A 19,701-nucleotide genomic window follows, 5' to 3' on the forward strand; every position below is an offset into this window, starting at 1 on the left:
TTGATCCCATAACTAAGAAATAAGAGGAACCACCCTATGTCCCAAGCTGTTTTCCATTTAGGCGTAAACCAAGACGATCTTCAAGGTGCAACATTAGCGATTATTCCTGGCGATCCAGCTCGCGTGCAAAAAATCGCTGAGTTAATGGATGAGCCTGAATTCTTGGCAAGCCAACGTGAGTACACGGTGTATCGTGCTAAGTTAGACGGTAAAACGGTGGTCGTATGTTCTACTGGTATCGGTGGCCCTTCGACTTCTATTGCGGTTGAAGAATTGGCGCAACTCGGCGTGCGTACTTTCCTTCGCGTAGGGACAACGGGCGCGATTCAACCAGATGTGAATGTGGGTGATATGATCGTCACAACAGGGTCGGTTCGTCTTGATGGCGCAAGCTTACATTTTGCCCCAATGGAATTCCCAGCAGTTGCTGATTTTGATGTAGCTACAGCAATGAAGCAAGCGGCTATCGAAGCGGGCTCTGCTGTTCATACTGGCGTAACGGCTTCAAGTGATACCTTCTATCCTGGTCAAGAGCGCTATGATACGTTCTCTGGACGTGTTGTTCGTCGTTTCCAAGGCTCTATGGATGAATGGCAACAAATGGGTGTGCTTAACTTTGAAATGGAATCGGCAACCTTGTTGACCATGTGCGCAAGTTCGGGTCTGAAAGCCGGGTGTGTGGCAGGTGTGATCATCAACCGTACCCAAAAAGAAACGCCGGACCATGACACCCTGAAGAAAGCAGAAACGCGTTCAATTAAGATCGTGGTTGAAGCGGCGCGTAAGCTGATTTAGCACGTTATCTAAATCGCAGATTCTAATGAAGAACCTCCGTTATGGAGGTTTTTTTTTGGTTGGGAATAGGTTTTTGGGGGTTGGAAATAGTAGGTATAAAAAAACCTCTCACCGAAGTGAGAGGTTTTGTTTTCTATCTAATAAAACTTATGCTTTAGCTGTTTTCTTTTTCTCGATCTCAGCTTTTGCTTTTACAAAACGCTCTGGAAGAATTTGCGTGGCAAATACGTCTTCAACGGTTTCAGCGCGTTTGATTAGCTCAGCTTCGCCGTCTTTAACGAGTACCGTTGCAGGACGTGGTAGAGAGTTGAACTGGCTAGCCTGAGACTCTGCGTAGTGACCCACATCCATGATAGCAAGTACGTCGTTTGGTACGAGTTTAGGCATACGTGCGCCACTTTCCCAGATTGATGGGATGCAGATAGGACCAGAGACTTCAGTCGTAAGCTCCACAAGTGGTTGAGTCATCTTGTTTGCAGGAAGTACTGGGTTCTTAGACTCTTGAGACTCAACTAGCGTTGCTAGGTAAGTAGAAGCATCAACCATGGTGTACGTGTAGTCCATCTCTTGGTCATCTTTAACTACGTAGACAGAAGTCAGTAGCGTACCGATGTTACCTGCGATGTAACGACCAGGCTCGAGCCACAGTTGTGGGATCTCGAAACCTTCTTTGTTGAACTCTTCTAACATACCTTCACATACGATCTTCGCGTAGTCTTCGATAGTGTTTGAGTTCATCATGTGCTCTTTACTACGACACTCTGGCTCACGCTCACGTGGCCAACCGCCGCCTAGGTCACATTGGAAAGGTTGAACGCCACATTCGCGAGAGATCTCCATGATGTCACGTGCGTATTGACGGTAAAGCGCATCCCAACCTTCTGGCTGCTTAGAGAAACGACCTAGGTGAGTGTGGAAACCGTAGAATTCAAATACGTCGATTTCTTTCACGCGGTTAACAATCTTCTTCGCTTCTTCTTTAAGAAGACCGAATTTGATCCATTTCATTGCGCCGATGAAGTTCGGGAACGGGTATGCGTCTGGTTCGAAGTCGTTAAAGAAATCTTCAGGGATTACTTTTAGACGAACCGCGATGCGAACTTTTTCAGCAGGCTTCACTTCGCGAGCGATGCGCTCAACGATTTCAATTTCTTCGTAAGAATCTAGGTGAACCGCGTAGCCGTATTCAATCGCTTTGCGGATAGCAAGCTCAGGCTTAACCGTACCGTTAAGAGCGATTGTTTTTGGATCCGCGCCCGCATAGTGCGTTGCTTCCACTTCACCAGGACCGAAACAGTCGCCGCCGACACCTTCTTCGTTACAGATAGCACGAACCGCGAAGTTAGTGTTTGATTTGATAGCAAACATCACGTTTACCGGCTTAGGCCAGTAGTTACCGAATGCGTTTTTAACACGACGTAGGTTGTTACGTAGCGTGTCTTCGCTCAGTACGAAAAGCGGGCTACCGTATTGCGCGATAAGGTCGGTTGCTTTACAGCCACCGATTAGCAGGTCGTCACCTTGAGTCGTTAGTTCGTCTGTAGGAGTAACAATGTTCTCTAGACGCTCTGCGTAGTTCATCGTTGCTTTGTGCTCTTCAAGCAATTGCTTTTGCTCATCAAGAACAGTGCTAAGGCGATTAACGCTTTCTTCTAGACGGTGTTGATATTTCATCTTCGACCCTTACTGGTAGTCAACTTTATATGTCATGAGATTCAGGCTGTTACGCCGAAAGCTCTTTATTGGTTTGTTGGAATTAAGTCTAGACAAAAGGAGAATTTAAGCATTTCACTGAGCGTCAATAAATCTTACGCTAAATCGTTAAATTTAGTTGCAAATAAGTATTGAGTTATTCACTGAGTGAATGTTTAGGTTGTTTGATACTGGGGTCGCGTTGATAAAACGAGAGTTCATCATAGGTGTTAGCGGTAATAAAGCGACAAAATAAGTAGTCATCGCGATAAATAAACCCATCAAGTTACTGGGTTGTTACTTTTGATTATAGGTAACTTACCACCAGTGTTATTAGTGTTACTGGATCTAAATATGTTTATTCAGTTTTGATAACTGATGACTCAGGTCGTTTAAATTCAATAATAATGTGACCTAAATAACGACACATAAGACTGATCAATGTTGATTTACCTGAATTATTACGGTTCAAGTGAAGTTACAGTAAATCGTTCAAAAAAATTGACTCTCAGTGAAGTTAAAACCGATATCAAGTGGGCTAAATTAATTCCATCCTTTGAAAGGAATAAAAACAAGCCGATATATTGCTCCACAGTATTAAGCGCTTTATTCCTGATAAGAATCTATCGAAATAGATAAATAGAGAGCTACATATTGAGCTCATCTATCTAATTAAAAGGTATCGCCCCTATGTACAATAAAGACTTCTTTATTAAGCAAGCTCAGAAATTCGGTAAAAAGCAACGCATGGTTGTTGCAGCAGCTCACGATGATGCAACATTAGATGCAGCAAATAACGCATTTAAAGAAGGTATGGCTGACGTCATCCTTGTTGGTGAGCGTGCGCTAATCAATGCCGCAGCTGAAAAAGCGAACGTTGACTTGGCTAATTTCGAAATCATTGAAGCTGACGGCCTTGAAGCAACGGCAGCAGCAGCTGTGACAGCAATTGCGGAAGGCAAAGGCGACTTACTAATGAAGGGTCTAATCGACACTTCAATCCTTCTAAAAGAAGTGCTTAAAAAGGAACACGGCCTACGTACTGGTAATGTTCTTAGCCACGCTGGCGTACTTTTCAAAGAAGGCGGCGATAGCTTCCACGTATTTACTGATGCGGCAATGAACATTGCTCCAACACTTGAGCAAAAGAAAGGCATCATTAAAAACGCAGTTCAACTAGCACACTCTGTTGGCATTGAAGAGCCAAAAGTTGCGAACCTATGTGCGAAAGAAAAGCCATACGACAAAATGCCAGCAACGATGGACGCCGCTGAACTTCAAAAGATGAACCAGAATGGTGAAATTGAAGGCTGTATCGTTTCAGGCCCTATCTCTCTAGATATCGCAGTATCTCAGTATGCAGCAAACCTAAAAGGTTGTACCGATGCGGTTGCTGGCCAAGCTGACATCCTAATGGTTCCAAACATCGAAGTAGGCAACGTATTTGCTAAAGCACTTCAGTACATGGCTGGCTTTAGCATGGCGGGTGTTCTACTTGGTGCTCGTATCCCAGTTGTTCTTGTTTCGCGTGCAGACGGCGAAGCTGAGAAAACCGTTTCTATCGCGCTTGCGTGTTCTGTTGCTGCTCTAAGCCAACAGAAAGAAGCTGCAGAAGTCTCTGCGTAATTACAAATAGAAAGTCACTAATTCAGGTTAACGAAGAAATGAAAATTCTAGCTATCAACCCAGGTTCTACCTCTACAAAAATCGGTGTTTTCGAAGGCACTACTGAGCTTTTCGAAAAAACGCTACGTCACAGCGCTGAAGAACTAGCGCCATTTGGTGCGGTTGTTGCACACCAAAAAGCGTTCCGTAAAGAAGCGATTTTAGCGGCGCTTGAAGAAGCTAGCGTTAAAGCATCTGAGCTTGCAGCTGTAGCATGTCGTGGTGGCGTACTTAAGCCAATCGCTGGTGGTACTTACAAAGTTGAAGATGCAGTAATCGCAGACCTTCTAGAAGCTCAAATCCAACATCCAGCGAGCCTAGCTGCGATCATTGGCAAAGAAATTGCTGACGAGAACGGTATCGACGCGTTCTTCACAGATGCGCCTGTTACTTACGAACTATCTGAACTTGCTTCTTTCTCTGGTCACAAAGCGATTAAACGTAAGGGTCGTTTCCACGCTCTTAACCAAAAAGCCATCGCTCGCCAGTTCGCTGAAGAGCAAGGTAAGAAGTACGAAGACGTAAACGTAATCGTATGTCACATGGGTGGCGGTATCACTGTTGGTGCTCACATGGGCGGCCAAACTGTTGATGTAAACGACGCAGTATCTGAAGGTCCTTTCACTCCAGAGCGTTGTGGCGACCTACCTACTCGCGAACTTATTGACCTTTGCTTCAGCGGCGAGTACTCGCACGCAGAGATGAAAGCATTCATCCAAGGTAAAGGCGGCGCATTTAGCTACACAGGTAGTATCGACATGCGTGAAATCGAAGAAAAAGCAGAAGCTGGCGACGCTGAGTTCAAGCTTGTGACTGACGCAATGGCTTATCAAGTCTCTAAGCAAATCGCTTCTATGGGTGCAGTGTTCGGTGGCGAAGCTATCGACGGTATCTTGCTAACTGGCGGTATTGCTTACAGCAAATACATCACGGCTGAAATTGCAAAACGCGTTTCATTCGTAGCTCCAGTTAAAACGTACCCAGGTGAAGTAGAGCTAGAAGCTCTTGTACTAGGTACGTTGCGCGTAGTGAACGGCGAAGAAGCTGCTCAAACTTACGCTTAATAAAAACTGACGCTTAATAAAAACTTACGCTTAATAAAATGGCGGCGCTTAATGAATGAGCGACGCCTAACTAAATAAAGATTAGAGCAGGCTCTAGTGCCTGCTCTGCGAAAGTGGACAACCACTTAATACTTTACAGAGGTAATAAACATGTCTTTTGATATCGATAATGCACAAGGTGTATTCACAACTGTTGAAGCTGCAATCGCTGCAACTCATAAAGCTCAAGTAGAATTCTACGCAACTTCAACTAAAGAAGGCCGTGAAGCAATCCTTACTGCTATGCGTGGCGCAGTTCTAGCTAAAGCTGAAGACTTCGCAAAAATGGTTCGTGAAGAAACTAAACTTGGCCGTGTTGAAGACAAAATTGCTAAGCACCAACTTACTGCTGCTAAAACTCCAGGTACTGAAGTTCTAGAAACTAAAGTATGGTCTGGCGACAACGGTATCTCTCTAGAAGAGCGTGCACCATACGGTGTTATCGGCGCAGTTACTCCTGTAACTAACCCTACTGAAACTATCGTTAACAACGCTATCTCTATGCTAGCATCTGGTAACGCAGTAACGTTCAACGTTCACCCATCTTCAAAAGTTGTTTCAGCTGTTATGATTGACATGCTAAACAAAACTATCGTTGAAGCAGGCGGCCCAGCTAACCTAATCACTATGGTTAAAGAGCCGACTCTAGAAACGCTTAACGAAATCGCTAAATCTCCACTAATCAACATGCTTGTTGGTACTGGTGGCCCAGGTCTAGTTAAAGCTATCCTACAATCTGGTAAGAAAGGCATCGGCGCTGGCGCTGGTAACCCACCAGTTATCGTAGACGCTTCTGCTAACCTAGACCTAGCGGCAGCTGGCGTATACGGCGGCGCATCTTTCGATAACAACCTACTTTGTATCGGTGAGAAAGAAGTATTCGTTGAAGACGCAGTAGCTGACGAGTTCCTAGCTAAGCTAGAAGCAACTGGCGCATACGTGCTTTCTGCTGAAGAAGCTGAGAAGCTAACAGCACAAATCCTTACTATGGACGAAATTGACGGTGCTAAGCCTTGTACTGCTCAAGAAATCGCTCGCGTATGGCACCCAGTTAAGCAACACGTAGGTCAAGACGCTGGTGAAATCCTTAAGTCTATCGGTGTTGAATCTGATACACGTCTAGCGGTAATGGTTGTTGAGAACGATCACCCACTAGTACACGTTGAGCAAATGATGCCAGTACTTCCAGTCGTTCGTTGTGCAAACATCGAAGAAGCGATTGAGCGTGCAGTAGCAGCAGAGCGTGGCAACAAGCACTCTTCTTGCATCTACTCTGGTAACATTGAGAACGTGACTAAGTTTGGTCGTGCAATCAACACCACTATCTTTGCTCACAACGGCCCAACACTTTCTGGTGTAGGTTACAACGCTGAAGGTACTTCAACGTTCACAATCGCAGGCCCTACTGGCGAAGGTATCACGAACGCACTGTCTTACACACGTGCACGTCGTTTTGCTATCGCTCAAGGCGGTCTACGCATCGTTTAATCAATTTACCCCGATTGATGACAACGAAAAAGCCGAAGCATTTTGCTTCGGCTTTTATCGTTTTAACAGGGAAAGAATGGGAAAGAGCGGTGCCTAATTCCTAGGTGGTGTAATCTAGAACAAATCGTATATGCCTTCTTCTATTCCGTCGATCAGTGATTGGCGTGTCTCCACGGTGTGATCATTGGGACGGGACATCTCGCCAAAACTTTCGAAATACATTCCGTTAGGGTGTTTCACCACGACTAAGTGCTCCTGCCTTAATTGATGCTTCACCAGTGTTTCTGGAATAATCGCCCAACCTAAGTTATCAACGACGGCTTCTAATACCTCTTGGTGGTTTGAAAAGCTAATTGTGCTACTTGAAATTGGTCTAAAGTCTTCGTGGATCTCTTCAAATAAATGCGACAAAACGATCTGGCGATGGGCACTAATGTCAGTAGACGTGACGTTATTTAATTGTGCTAATGCGTGTTTAGGAGAGCAGACCGCCATCATTCGAATTCGGTGCAACGAGCGAACTTTAATTTGTGGGTCATCACCAGAGCTAAAGACTAACCCGTAGCCAAGTTCAACATGTCCATCTTTTACTAATGTTGGAATATCGGCGCTTGACGCTTTTATTGCGGTTAGTGACAAATGAGGAAAGTTGTCCGATAGGGCAACGAGCTGCTGACGCCAAAAGGTAGAGGGTAGCGTGTCATCATAGGCAATACGTATTTTGTCGCTGTCCCCTTGACGAAACTGCTCCGCTTTTGAGTATAGGCTTTCTGCCATATTCAATATATTACGACAGTCGGGAAGTAAGGCTTGTCCTGCATCGTTGAGCACAAGCCTATTGCGAGTTCTTTCAAATAGCTCAACACCAAGCTCATCTTCTAGACTAGATAGAGCCATGCTTAGTGAAGTGCGGGTCTTGCTCATCATGGTGGCGACTTTGGTTAACGAGCCATGTTCGGCAGTTAATGCAAATACGCGCAGTTTAGTTAGGTTCATAAGGTAGGATCCAGCCTTCAATGTAGCGATATTCTGATCCGCTACTATTATTTTTATCATCTCTTTTTAGAGTATAGCAATGTTGGCACTGAGTGAAGCGTTATGTTGACAGTGGCGTCCGGACCCTATATCACTTTATAGGTAGAGTCATTATGATGAATTTGATTAATAAGCCTACCAATTGAATGGCTAATAATTTGGCTTTGATGATAACGATAAACGCCGGATTATAAGGTCAAATAACGAAATTGTTAAGCTTACTTATAAAGTGTAAAAAATGGATTTTTTTTGCGGTTTATTTTTGTCTATTCACATTACATAGTGATTTACCTACGAGGTCTGTAATATGTTGAAAAAACTTGGCTTAGAAGGCTGGTTCTCAGCGCATTTTGCTTATGGCATAGTTCAAATCGTATTTATACCAATGATGGTGCCGTCTTTTATTCTTGCTCGTACGGGGAGTGCGACTCAAGCCGGTCTTGCAATGGGGTTATTTGGGATTGCGGGGTTATTAGCGCCGTTAATTGGTTTAATGGCTGATAAATTTAAAGCACACCGACTGACACAGGCATTAGGCTTGATTGCTTATATGCTAGCTGGCGGTTGTTTTGTTATTGCTGGTGAAAACTTCACGCTAATGGCTGCTGGTTCTGTACTTTTTGGTGCAGGTTCAGCGATTATGCTGATGTTGAACCCGGTATTTATTACTTTTGCTGGTCACGATGCTAAAACAGAAGCCATGAAGCTGGGTCGTATGTCTCAGGTTCTGATTGTTGGCTCTTTACTCTCTGGTATCGGGCTTGCGGCAGTAACCGATGCAGGTTGGACTTACGAAGCACGCTTTATTGCTATGATTGTTGCGGTTGCTGTTCTTTTTGTTATCACAGTTGCGACCAATAAATCTGCAGCACAGCGTATTATTGATAATGCCGATGCGATGGCAGCGGAAGCAGCAAAAGAAGATGCGCCTAAAGTCAGCTTGTTTAAAGTGTTATTTTCAAACTTTGGTCTGTTCTTGGTTGCTGTTGGTATTCTGTGTGCGGGTCAGGGGGCTTTTCAGGCTCAATATCCAAACTTAATGGAAAATGGCTACGGTGTTGCACAATCTTTATCTGCGGCTACTTTGTCTGTTGCAGCGGTTCTAGGCTTGTTTGTTCTTGTATTGGCAGAGAAATTTGTTGCGAAATACGGCTCAATCAGCTTGTTTAAATTATGTGCTGTTATTTCTATCGCCGTTATTGCTGCGCTTTACTTTATTGCTGAAGCAGCCTTGGTATTACCATATCTAATTCCTCTTGCGTTGGTGCTTGTCTACCTGCAAGGCATTACTATTACCGACATGATTTCACCTGCTATCGCTGCGCGCTTAACACTGGTTGGTGGCGGTTATACTCAAGGTCTTATGATGTTCTTCATCTCATTAGGTTTTGGTCTAGGGAGTGTGGTAAGTGGCATTGCTGTTGATGGCTATGGCTGGTCGGCACTTCCACTGGCTATTTTGGGTCTGACTGTCATTTCTTATGTTTGTATCTTGATTGTTGCAAGCAAACAAAAGAAGCTACTGGTTAAAGACCAAGCGAGCAACCAAGCTACAGCTTAATAGCTCATGCATGATGGCTTAATGCTTAATGCGAGAAAAGCGTGGTCCTGACCACGCTTTTTTTGATCTCGAATAAGGTTAAAGCGCTATACTGAGTTAATAAGTCGTTTCGGATGTAGTGCTATAGCTAGCTGGTTGTTAACACTTGTTGTGCTGTGGTTGTGACTTATGTAGGTAACATACTAATCGTACTAGCGCGCTTCCCCCGTGTTACTTCTATGGATAATAAAGATAATTATAATCGCGATCATTTAGAAGATGGACCGCTTTTATAGTGGGTCTGAATTAGTATTGTTCGTCATTTTTGTTGTGCGGCTTATTCGCGGCTAATTGAAAGTGAACAATGACATTAGAGGTCGTAACATGTTGAAAAAACTCGGTCTAGAAGGGTGGTTTTCCGCTCACTTTGCATACGGTATTGTTCAAATCGTATTTATTCCCATGATGGTTCCATCATTTATTCTGGCCCGGACCGGTAGTGCGACTCAGGCTGGTCTTGCTATGGGCTTGTTTGGTCTAGCGGGTCTATTTGCTCCTCTTATCGGTATTCTTGCTGACAAATTTAAGGCACACCGTTTAGCGCAAGGTTTAGGTTTAGTTTCTTACCTACTTGCCGGTGCCGCATTCTTAGCCGCAGGTGATAACTTCGCATTTATGGCTGTGGGTTCGGTACTATTTGGTACAGGCTCTGCTATTTTGCTGATGCTTAACCCTGTGTTTATCACGTTTGCTGGCTACGATGAAAAAACGGAAGCCATGAAGTTAGGTCGAATGGCGCAAACGCTTATTTTTGGCTCTCTGATTTCTGGAGTCGCGTTGGCTGCCGTAACAGGCATGGGTTGGAGCTTTGAATTACGTTTCATTGCGATGATGGTTCTTGTTGCGGTATTGCTGGTTGTAACAATGATGAGCAACAAGCAAGCGGCTCAGCGTATCGTTGATAATGCGGAATTGGTTGCTCAACAAAATAGTGAAGATGATGCTGAAAAAGTTGGTTTCTCTAAAGTCCTATTTTCTAACTTTGGTCTGTTTTTATTAGCGGTTGGACTGCTATGTGCAGGTCAAGGTGCCTTCCAAGCTCAGTATCCGAACTTGATGGAAAATGCATACAGCGTTGCACAATCTATGTCGGCTGCGAACCTTTCAATTGCTTCTGTCCTTGGCTTGATTGTTTTGGTTGGTGCAGAAAAATACGTAACTAAGTTTGGGGCATTGAGCTTGTTCAAGCTTAGCTGTGTGGTATCGATTGTGGTAATCGCGGGTCTGTACTTTATTGCAGAAACAGGATTGTCTCTTGGCTTTATTATCCCACTAGGTCTTGTTTTGGTGTACTTACAAGGTATCACTGTGACGGATATGATTTCGCCAGCTATTGCTGCTCGTCTAACGTTTGTTGGTGGCGGATTTACCCAAGGGTTGATGATGTTCTTCATCTCACTTGGCTTTGGTTTAGGTAGTGTGGTAAGCGGTATTGCTATCGACGGCTGGGGCTGGTCGGCGTTACCTTTTGCGATACTTGCGCTTACGGTCGCCGCTTATGTTTGTATTCTTATCGTCGGCATCAAGCATAAAGCGACAGCAAAAGTAGAATCTTAAGGTAGCCTATTTAAGGCTTAGCCGAGAATAGATGCTTAAAAGTGAAAAAGCTTGGTGATATCACCAAGCTTTTTTTCATTTGAATCGATGACAATATTACGACAATGCCGTTTGTTCGTCTGCGCCACCTGCGCCTTTAAACCATAGGCTTAAATGGTGCTTAAGTGATTTGAGTTCGTCTGGTCCAATAAGTGCTAAACCAAGATCTTCAGCTCGCGTGATGTCGTTATGTCGTAATGGACGAAAGCTCACCAGCATGGCTCGCGCTTGCAACCCACCTAATAGATCCCGTAATGATTCAAGTTTATATAAAGTGTCATCGCCATCATCGCGCATGCCTTTGGTCTTACATTCAATGATGTGTAGTTTGTTATTGACCACTGAGGCGACATCAAGCTCATTACGAACTTCTCGCTCACCGAGCTGACGATAAACCTGAACGTTGAGCGAACGGTCTTGAATAGTTGGCATGTCGTCTTGAATCTGTTTTACAGTGCTGTGTACTAAGTTTTCAAGCCACTCTCCGTTAGAAAAACGTCTGGCATCTTCACTGATAAAAGTCAGTACACCATTATCATAAGAGGCGATCTCTAGGTCAACTAGGTCACTGATGAGCATGTTGAGTTCACGGTAGCCTTGTTGTTTATCAGAGAGCTCGACATCCAGTTTTTGTTCCTTTCGACATGTCGTTGCCAGGTAGTTCAGAGTTGCTAAGCCAGGACCTAACTCTAGCGCATTTCCCGCCCAGCGCTCACCAAGAGCATAAAGTTTTTTATCTAGCTGAGGTGGGATGTCGTATTCGGTGAACTCGCCGCGAGCACCAAATACAGTGAGGTAGTCTTTGATAGTGATATGATCTTGTACCTGCGCGTCTTCTGCGCCTTCAGGGTAGAGCCAACACATACGATCGCTACTTGGCTCGACAACAAAAATGGGCCAATGGTAGGTTCGAAATACTTCGTATACAGATAGAAGCCTGTGCCTTAGCCCACAACTGGCATTGAGTTTTACTTCGACATTTTTTTCTTTCAATGTCCTGGCGAGTCCAAGCACCGACTGCTTGATCGCAGAAGTGTTAGCAACACTCGGAATTTCGAAAAACTCAGAGGTGATTTCGCGCTGTTCTAATACGGAATGCAGTCGTTCAAACATGTCAAATTGCGACTTATCACCAATAAATATGATGTGTCGACTTACCGTTCTATCATCTAAAAGTGGGGTGACAAGACGGATAGGGTCTTGATCAATGATACCAACATGAACAGCCATAAAAATTCCTTCAACGTTTGGCTTGCTGAAGAAGTAGGAGAGAATGACACTTAAGTCATTAAAAAGTATAGCAAGCCATACTCAAGATATAACGTCGCTTGCTGTAAAAAACAAGGGCAGGCTTGTATGAAAGCCTGCCCTAGAACAATATTTAACGTATTTCTTACCTAAAACAGCGCGGTGTTAGTACCAAAAACCTTAAATGGTCATTAACCACCGATGCTGAGCGTAGGTTATCACTACAGTTTAAAGCGATGAACAAGTTCTCCTTGTTGGTTTGCAAGGCTTGTCAGGCTTTCACTGGTAGAGGCAATTTCTGACATGGCATGATAGCTTTCATCGGCAATATGGTTAATCTGTTCGATGTTTTGCGCAATATCTGCCGTGGTTTCACTTTGCTCCGCCGCCGCTTGAGAAATATGGGTGCTCATTTGGCTAATTTCTATAATCAGCGCCTGAATTTCTTCCATCGCACCATTAGCGCTTGAGGCTTGTTCAACAGACAGTTCCATATCTTGCATACAGCTTTCGATGACCTTTCCTGCGCTTTTTGAGCTACTTTGCAAGTTGCTGATCATCGTTTCAATCTCGCTGGTAGACTCAGTTGTTTTTTGTGCGAGCACTCTGACTTCATCTGCAACAACGGCAAAACCACGACCTTGTTCTCCTGCTCGCGCAGCCTCGATTGCGGCGTTGAGTGCGAGTAGGTTGGTCTGTTCGGCAATATTACGGATGACATCTAAAATACTGCCAATATGGCTGCTCATTTTTTGCAGTTCACCAACCGCTTCAACTGACTCGTTAAGTCTGACTTCAAGTTGATTAATGGTGCTGATGTTAGTACTCATAATTTGACGACCAGACTCCGACGCCGTTTCAACTTTGTGTACTTTTTCCAATGAGCTTTGTGCGCTGTTTGCCACTTCTTGTACCGAATGTGACATCTCTGTCATCGCGGTTGCAACGTTAGCGGTTTGTTGCCGTTGAGCGCTTAATTTACTTTGTGCATTGCTTGATGTGTTTTGGTTGTCACTTGCTGTCACGGTAAGGTTATCTGAGGCATCGTTCAATTTAACCAACACATTATGTAGGCTGTCCGCAAGAGTATTAATGTGATCGCCTAAACGACGAAACTCATTGTTGTACTTCACGTCGATACGTTGTGTCATGTCACCTTCCGTGAGGCTCTCAAGCGCTTTTAATGTGCTGTTGAGCGGTTGACGAACACTTTGCGCAATATGGTAGCCAATACCAATAGCGATGAGAGACACCAGTACACCAATGCCGATGGCTTTGAGAACGCCTTCATCGTATACCGTTCCTGCTTCTGACAACGAGTGGTTTAGGTTGGTGGTAGCGGTATCGGTAAAGCCATTAAGCGTGACCATTGCACTATCGACTTCCGAAGCAAGGTTTTCAATATTTTGATACAGCCCTGAGCGAGCAATCAGATAGTTATTGTGTTGGTCAAGTACGCCACCTTTTTTCCCCACATCGGTACTAAATTGTTCAACGGACTCATCAAAGACTTTTTTCAGTTCTGGCATTTGAGTTACGAGTCCGCGATAGGCGTAGTTGAGATGGGTGACTGCTTTGCGGTTTTTGTCCACGGCAGATTGGACAAATTCGGTATCATTGCTTGCTAGCGCATCGGACGTAATCAGTTCGGCGTCTTTTAATTTAATAAAGTAGCTTTTTGCCATGACTTTAACGGAGATACTTGAAACGTCGTCAACATACTCTTTCATGCCAACGGATAAATCGGAATGAAGTTTTTGGAAACGACGGGTTGATTGCTGAACTTGTTCCTGAGCGATAAACATCGATTGATAGTTATCCATCGCTTCTTGTGCTTCTTGTCCATAGCGAGTTTGTACTTCGCGTAACTCACCCACTCGCGTTTCTAGCTCGGGAACATTAGTGCTGGCTTGTGCAAGTTGGTCTAGTACTGTACCAAAGGCGTCCATTGATTCGGAAAATTCGCTACGTCGCATTGCCATGCGCTCTGTATTTTGTGTGGTGAGAAAGTCTTTGAACGACTTGTCAGCAGAGAGTAGCTGTACACTAGTTTGATTGGAAAGGGACACCAACGGCAAGGACGTATTGGATACGGTACCAAAATATTGATGTATTTGACTCATTCCATTGAGCATTATCGCGATCGTTATAACAAAAAGAACGACGATGAGTGTAAACCCAGCGTACATCCGTCTAACAACTGAACCTTGCATACCTGTTCCTTTTTAGTGTCTTGCAGCAATATAAAATAAACAACCTTGGACGCGTTACCCGATGTTCGGTTCTCGATTTAACAGGTACTTGTCTCTCTGACTCTTGATATTGTTATCGTTAGAAATAACAAAAACTGAAATATAAATTAGATGCGGTGCTACGTTTTATGACGCACATTGCAAAAATATAACAAAGTGTCACTTTGTTTACGTTTATTGAGGAATTTGGTTAATAAATTAGCAGGTTGGAAGCGAACGAAATACAGTAAAATCTATTCGCTATTGAATCGCTTAAAATTGTGATTCTAGCGCCCATAGTGCATACTTCGGTGTGACGGCAAAAATGATAAGCCGAAGCGGCATAAACAGTAATCAATTTGGAGCGTCTTCATGGCTGAAGAAACGATTTTTAGTAAAATAATTCGCAAAGAAATTCCGGCAGATGTTGTCTATCAAGATGACCTTGTCACAGCCTTTCGTGATATCAATCCTCGAGCTCCAAGTCATGTATTGATCATCCCCAATAAACTTATTCCAACGGTTAACGACATTGACGCTGACGACGAAGCAATGATGGGGCGTATGTTTACCGTTGCGAAAAAAATTGCACACGATGAAGGGATTGCCGAAGATGGCTACCGTCTTATCGTGAACTGTAATGCTCATGGTGGGCAAGAGGTTTATCATATTCACATGCATTTGGTCGGCGGTCGCCCGTTAGGTCCATTGCTACTGAGCTAACCCTTTTCGCCTAAAAGGTTGTGGTGCTTGTTATCTTAGCGATTAAGAAGACAAGCACTTGTTGAAATCTAAACTTCATTTGAACGTGTCTATGCTAAAACGTCGTGTTAAACACACTTTGGTTGTTCTCCTCTCTATTAGTCTCACTGCCTGCGCTGGTCTTAGTGCTGGTAATTTATTTAGCCACTACTCCCAGCAAAATACGGTGGTTTACCAATCGATAAAAGCCGGGCAATACCAAGATGCCCAAGCCGCGTTACCACAAGATATTGTCGCTGGCGATATTCTTGATAATTTTGAAAAAGGTCGCGTCGAGTTTCTAAATGAAGCGTATCCGCAAAGTAAGTCTGCCCTCGAAGTTAGCGACAAAGCTGTGCGTGTACAACAAGATAAGGCGCTTGTTTCGATTTCTGATGCTGCGACTAGTGTGGGTGCTTTAGCCGTTAATGATAATATTACTGAGTATGTGCCACCTGATTATGAGTTGGGTTTTTTGCATCTTTACTTGGGATTAAACTATATTCAAAAGAATGATTTAGAAGGCGCTTTAGTGGAAGTACGCCGTGCAAATCAAGTGCAAGAGCGTGCTAGGCAGTCAAGAGAAAAAGATCTGAGATCGGCTGAAAGCGAACTTAAAAGTAAGGGGTTATCGCCAAACCTTGGCTCCGTTCTTTCGCGTTATCCCGATGCAGGCAGTAAACTACAAGCCGTACAAAATGGCTATCTACTGTATCTTTCTGGTCTTTTATATGAAGCGTCGAATGACTTAAACGGCGCTTACATTGATTATACAAGGGCGTTAGCAGTTGCGCCGGATAATCAAGCGGTGGTTGACGCTGTGATGTGGGTAGCAAAGCGCGCAGGCAGAAATCAAGCATTAGCTAAACTGGAAAAACAGTACGGCAAACAAGCGTCCATTAAAAATGGCGAAGGTCGAATCGTAGTGCTTGAAGAGCGTGGCGTTGTAGCAGCAATGAGAGCTTGGAATTTGTCCTTGCCTGTTTATGACAGTCAAGGCAACACAGCAATATACAGTATTGCTTTGCCTCATTACGTTCCTACGGTGCGAACTAACTATTCGTCAATGAGTATTGATGGTCAAGCTCTTGATGGTGACCAATTAGTTGATGTTAACCTGATGGCTCAGCAGCAACTGACAGAAAATATGCCAAGCATCTTGTTGCGCCAAGCTTTGAGAGTGTATGCCAAAGATCAAATTCGTAAGAGTACGGCGAAAGATGACGATGTGGGTAATTTGTTGTTTAATGTATGGAATACGCTAACGGAGCAGCCCGATACACGAAGTTGGCAAACATTGCCAAGTACGGTGAATAGTCATAGTCGCTTTGTTAAAGCCGGATCGCATACCATGGTTATAGATGGGCAAGACTATACTTTTGATGTAAGAGATAAACAAACCACACTTGTTTGGGTGTCACGCCAAGGTGGAAATGCCACTATTTGGCATAAGCAATTAGGAAGGTTGTAATGAAAAAATGGCTATTAAGCATGGGTATTTTGCTGGTATTGGTAGGCTGCTCATCAAGTAAAACCGCAGGCATTAAAATCGAAGGGCAGACTCAAGCTGTGCTCTACGGCGATGAGGCTATGGGTAGCAAGTTTTCGATTGATGACATTTCAACGATTGATACCAACGGGCATGCTCGTGGTATCGTTAAGCTTGCCAATAAAACATCAACAGATCAGAACATTCAATATCGCTTTTACTGGTACGATGAACAAGGTTTAGAGGTCAATACGAAACAAGCACCTTGGAAGCAGGCAATCCTACGTGGTGATGAAACCATTACCCTTTCAGAGGTGTCTATTAATCCAAATGGTAAAGAATTTCGCGTGCAATTGCGCGGAGCAGATCAATAACGTAACCCTATTTCATTAACGGCTAGCTTGGTAACGGCTAGCTCAGAGACTAGTAGGTATGCGTTGAAAAAGTAGCAAGACTAAGGAAAAAACATGAAAAAAAGTATTATTGCTTTGTTGGGTTTAGCCGTGATTCTTGGCGGTTGTTCAAATAAAGTAAGCTATGGTGACTCACAGGCAACAGAAACAACAACGATTGATTTTGGTTCAACGGATCTGCAAAAGATTGCCGGTGATATGGTCGACAGCATGTTGATGTCCGGTTCCGTATCTGCAATCACAAGAGATTCACGTCCGATTGTTTTTGTTGAAAGAATTAAAAATAAAACGACTGAGCACATTGATACTGAATCGATTACTGACAGCATTAGCACTAAAATGTTGAATTCAGGTAAGTTCCGTTTTGTTGATATGGACCGCGTAGAGTCAGTTCGTGAACAACTGAACTTCCAAAACAATGACGAATTAGTCAACCAAAGCACGGCGATTCAATTTGGTAAGATGGTCGGCGCCCAATATATGCTTTACGGAAACTTAAGCAGTATCGTAAAAGAAGCAGGTAGCGACAAAGACGTTTACTACAAGATGACGATGCGTTTAATGGATCTGGAAACAGGTCTAATTGAATGGGCTGATGAAACTGAGATCCGTAAGCAAGAGTCACGATCGGTACTTGGCTTCTAGATCGCTCTCTTGTCGATGTTAGATTGGCAGCAGGCTTTGCAGCAACAGCCAGAGCTTGCGTATGCGCAACTCGTGCTTAATGAAGTGCCCTTAGGGGCACTTCGGCTTTCTGGCGGGTTAACCAACCGAACATGGAAGATAGCAACAAAAACGCATGGCTGGACGGTTTGGCGGGGTCATACGAAAATCAGTGCTGCATTTGATATCTGCCGAGTCAATGAACGGAACGTACTGCAGGCTGTACAAACATTGCTCCCCACCAGTGAAGTCCTTGGTAACAATGAGCACGGAGTGTTGTTGTCGTGGTTAGAGGGAATCCCTGTTTCCTGTACTGACTTGTCCGCAGAAAAGGTTATTTCGCTGTTAGCTCGTATTCACCGCTTTCGTGTTAATCGTATAAGTGGTGCTAGCGCAGGTATCCGTCGTTTTGATTACACGAACAAAGTCGATCACTACTGGGATCAACTCAATCCGAGTATCGAAAAGTCGCGTTACCAAGAGCTATACCTCAAGTTAAGGACCCCTCCAAAGCTTCATTGCAATCATAGTGCATTATGCCACTTTGATTTCGCTCACCATAACCTCATCCATTCTCATCATTCCATTGCTGTGATTGATTGGGAGTATGCGGCAATCGCAGACCCAAGGCTCGATCTCGTATTGACGCTTGATATGTTGAATATGGATTATCGCCAAGGTCTTAATATCTACTTGCAGATGTCGAATCTTACTGACCAGAACACGTTAATTGATAGTGAAGCATGGCTAATTGATAGTGAACCATGGCTAAATGATATGAATGCATGGTCTACGCATGCGCAAATGATGGCTATGCTTTGGTACGTGTTAGCCGCACAGCTCTGGGGTGATGACGACTTTTTAATCGACGCAGAGTCGATTTACCAACGATTATGCAGAAGTGATCACTGTTTGTAATTTCTCTTTTCTTAAACACGGGAAATTCACTTTTAAATTAGGGTGGAAGTGGTAGATTTAAGGAAAGCGTACCATTAAGGAATGATTGAGAGGTACTATGATTATTTATCTTCATGGCTATGATTCAAGTAGCCCGGGCAACCATGAAAAAGTGTTACAACTGCAATTTATCGATGATGACGTACGATTTGTTAACTACAGTACATTGCATCCTAAGCACGACATGCAGCACTTGCTTAAAGAAGTGCATAAGTTGGTTGAGCAGTCTGATGACAATGCGCCATTGATTTGCGGTGTCGGGCTGGGTGGTTTTTGGTCTGAGCGCATTGGTTTTTTATGTGGTATTAAGCAAGTTATTTTTAACCCTAATTTACGCCCAGAAATCAACATGCAAGGTCGTATAGACCGCCCAGAAGAATACGAAGATATTGCGACGAAATGTGTCGAAGAGTTCCGCACTAAAAACAGTGGTCAATGTTTAGTGATTCTTTCTAGAAATGACAGCATTCACGATAATCAGAAATCGGCTGATGAATTGCAAAGCTACTACGATGTGATTTGGGATGAAAACGAGCCACATAAGTTTAAGAAAATATCACAGCACTTACAGGCAATGAAGGCATTCAAAGCGTCTTAGTGCTCAGTAGCACATGATGTTTGACGATTATAAAGCAGCGTTCTTCGCTGCTTTTTTGTACCTATTGGGTGGATAAAAGCGACTAAATAGTTCGAAAATTGCTGACTAAGCCCGCATCGACACCTAACTGATTAATAACTCAGCGAATAGAGGCGGAATTGAAAAATAATTCCATTCAATAGTTGCGGACATTAATTTGCTCTATATAATAAATTCACTCTACATTTGTTGATAAATGTCAAAAAAAGTTTAGAGCAAGAAAAAAACTTGCCCAGAAAAACCCGTTCTGTTAAATCATTACCCCAAAACGTGAAGTGAAACGGCTGTTGTACCGAATTAGGGTCGCTGAAGACCGCGAGCAATTCGCTCATAATGAAAGAATTTTTA

At 43.7% G+C, this 19,701-nt stretch carries 16 protein-coding genes; 12 read left to right on the forward strand and 4 right to left on the reverse strand.

All coding sequences use genetic code 11. From position 1 onward, the window contains the following. Positions 1 to 36 precede the first annotated feature (36 nt). On the forward strand, positions 37 to 795 hold the full coding sequence (gene udp / locus M9196_RS07910) for a uridine phosphorylase (protein ID WP_250616990.1): 759 nt from the start codon (positions 37 to 39) through the stop codon (positions 793 to 795). Between the two features lie 147 nt (positions 796 to 942). On the opposite strand, the gene M9196_RS07915 is transcribed toward udp, so the two are convergent. Continuing rightward, positions 943 to 2,469 (reverse strand): diaminopimelate decarboxylase family protein, encoded by a 1,527-nt coding sequence (locus M9196_RS07915; RefSeq protein ID WP_250616991.1) that lies wholly within the window; start codon positions 2,467 to 2,469, stop codon positions 943 to 945. Between the two features lie 708 nt (positions 2,470 to 3,177). On the opposite strand from M9196_RS07915, the gene M9196_RS07920 reads away from it, so the two are divergent. The 3 genes from M9196_RS07920 (at position 3,178) to M9196_RS07930 (ending at position 6,743) form a co-directional block, all read left to right on the forward strand. Then, positions 3,178 to 4,113: a bifunctional enoyl-CoA hydratase/phosphate acetyltransferase gene (locus tag M9196_RS07920; protein ID WP_250616992.1), complete on the forward strand. Its 936-nt coding sequence runs from the start codon at positions 3,178 to 3,180 to the stop codon at positions 4,111 to 4,113. Positions 4,114 to 4,151: 38 nt separating this feature from the next. Then, entirely contained in the window at positions 4,152 to 5,216 is a 1,065-nt protein-coding gene (gene buk, locus M9196_RS07925) for a butyrate kinase (protein WP_250616993.1), read from the forward strand. A gap of 150 nt (positions 5,217 to 5,366) precedes the next feature. Next, positions 5,367 to 6,743 carry an aldehyde dehydrogenase gene (locus M9196_RS07930; protein WP_250616994.1) on the forward strand — a complete coding sequence of 459 codons (1,377 nt, stop codon included), beginning with the start codon at positions 5,367 to 5,369 and terminating at the stop codon, positions 6,741 to 6,743. Between the two features lie 114 nt (positions 6,744 to 6,857). Here the strand turns inward: M9196_RS07930 and M9196_RS07935 are convergent, their stop codons facing one another. After that, positions 6,858 to 7,739, reverse strand: coding sequence for a LysR family transcriptional regulator (locus M9196_RS07935; protein ID WP_250616995.1), 882 nt, complete (start codon positions 7,737 to 7,739; stop codon positions 6,858 to 6,860). A 346-nt stretch (positions 7,740 to 8,085) separates the two neighbouring features. Here M9196_RS07935 and M9196_RS07940 point away from each other — a divergent pair, with 346 nt between their 5' ends. Continuing rightward, a complete protein-coding gene (locus M9196_RS07940; protein WP_250616996.1) occupies positions 8,086 to 9,339 on the forward strand; it encodes an MFS transporter in 1,254 nt (417 codons plus the stop codon). A gap of 363 nt (positions 9,340 to 9,702) precedes the next feature. Next, entirely contained in the window at positions 9,703 to 10,935 is a 1,233-nt protein-coding gene (locus M9196_RS07945; protein ID WP_250616997.1) for an MFS transporter, read from the forward strand. Positions 10,936 to 11,031: 96 nt separating this feature from the next. On the opposite strand, the gene M9196_RS07950 is transcribed toward M9196_RS07945, so the two are convergent. Then, positions 11,032 to 12,204, reverse strand: a complete 1,173-nt coding sequence (locus tag M9196_RS07950; protein ID WP_250616998.1) for a DUF1887 family protein — start codon at positions 12,202 to 12,204, stop codon at positions 11,032 to 11,034. Positions 12,205 to 12,443: 239 nt separating this feature from the next. Then, complete coding sequence (locus M9196_RS07955; protein WP_250616999.1) at positions 12,444 to 14,435, reverse strand: methyl-accepting chemotaxis protein; 1,992 nt, start codon at positions 14,433 to 14,435, stop codon at positions 12,444 to 12,446. A gap of 390 nt (positions 14,436 to 14,825) precedes the next feature. On the opposite strand from M9196_RS07955, the gene hinT reads away from it, so the two are divergent. The 6 genes from hinT to ycfP all read left to right on the forward strand — a co-directional run bounded on the left by hinT (position 14,826) and on the right by ycfP (position 19,314). After that, positions 14,826 to 15,176, forward strand: a complete 351-nt coding sequence (gene hinT, locus M9196_RS07960; protein ID WP_250617000.1) for a purine nucleoside phosphoramidase — start codon at positions 14,826 to 14,828, stop codon at positions 15,174 to 15,176. Positions 15,177 to 15,267: 91 nt separating this feature from the next. Beyond that, entirely contained in the window at positions 15,268 to 16,665 is a 1,398-nt protein-coding gene (locus tag M9196_RS07965) for a COG3014 family protein (protein ID WP_250617001.1), read from the forward strand. Further along, a complete protein-coding gene (locus M9196_RS07970; protein WP_250617002.1) occupies positions 16,665 to 17,057 on the forward strand; it encodes a YcfL family protein in 393 nt (130 codons plus the stop codon). Before M9196_RS07965 ends, M9196_RS07970 begins: the two co-directional genes overlap by 1 nt. 93 nt (positions 17,058 to 17,150) lie before the next feature. Next, a complete protein-coding gene (gene lpoB, locus M9196_RS07975; protein ID WP_250617003.1) occupies positions 17,151 to 17,741 on the forward strand; it encodes a penicillin-binding protein activator LpoB in 591 nt (196 codons plus the stop codon). A 15-nt stretch (positions 17,742 to 17,756) separates the two neighbouring features. Further along, entirely contained in the window at positions 17,757 to 18,677 is a 921-nt protein-coding gene (locus tag M9196_RS07980; protein ID WP_250617094.1) for a phosphotransferase, read from the forward strand. Positions 18,678 to 18,774: 97 nt separating this feature from the next. Beyond that, the gene (gene ycfP / locus M9196_RS07985; RefSeq protein WP_250617004.1) at positions 18,775 to 19,314 is read left to right on the forward strand and encodes an alpha/beta hydrolase YcfP; all 540 of its coding nucleotides are present in this window, start codon (positions 18,775 to 18,777) and stop codon (positions 19,312 to 19,314) included. The last annotated feature ends 387 nt before the right edge of the window (positions 19,315 to 19,701 follow it).

Source organism: Vibrio methylphosphonaticus (assembly GCF_023634655.1).
Taxonomy (GTDB): domain Bacteria; phylum Pseudomonadota; class Gammaproteobacteria; order Enterobacterales; family Vibrionaceae; genus Vibrio; species Vibrio methylphosphonaticus.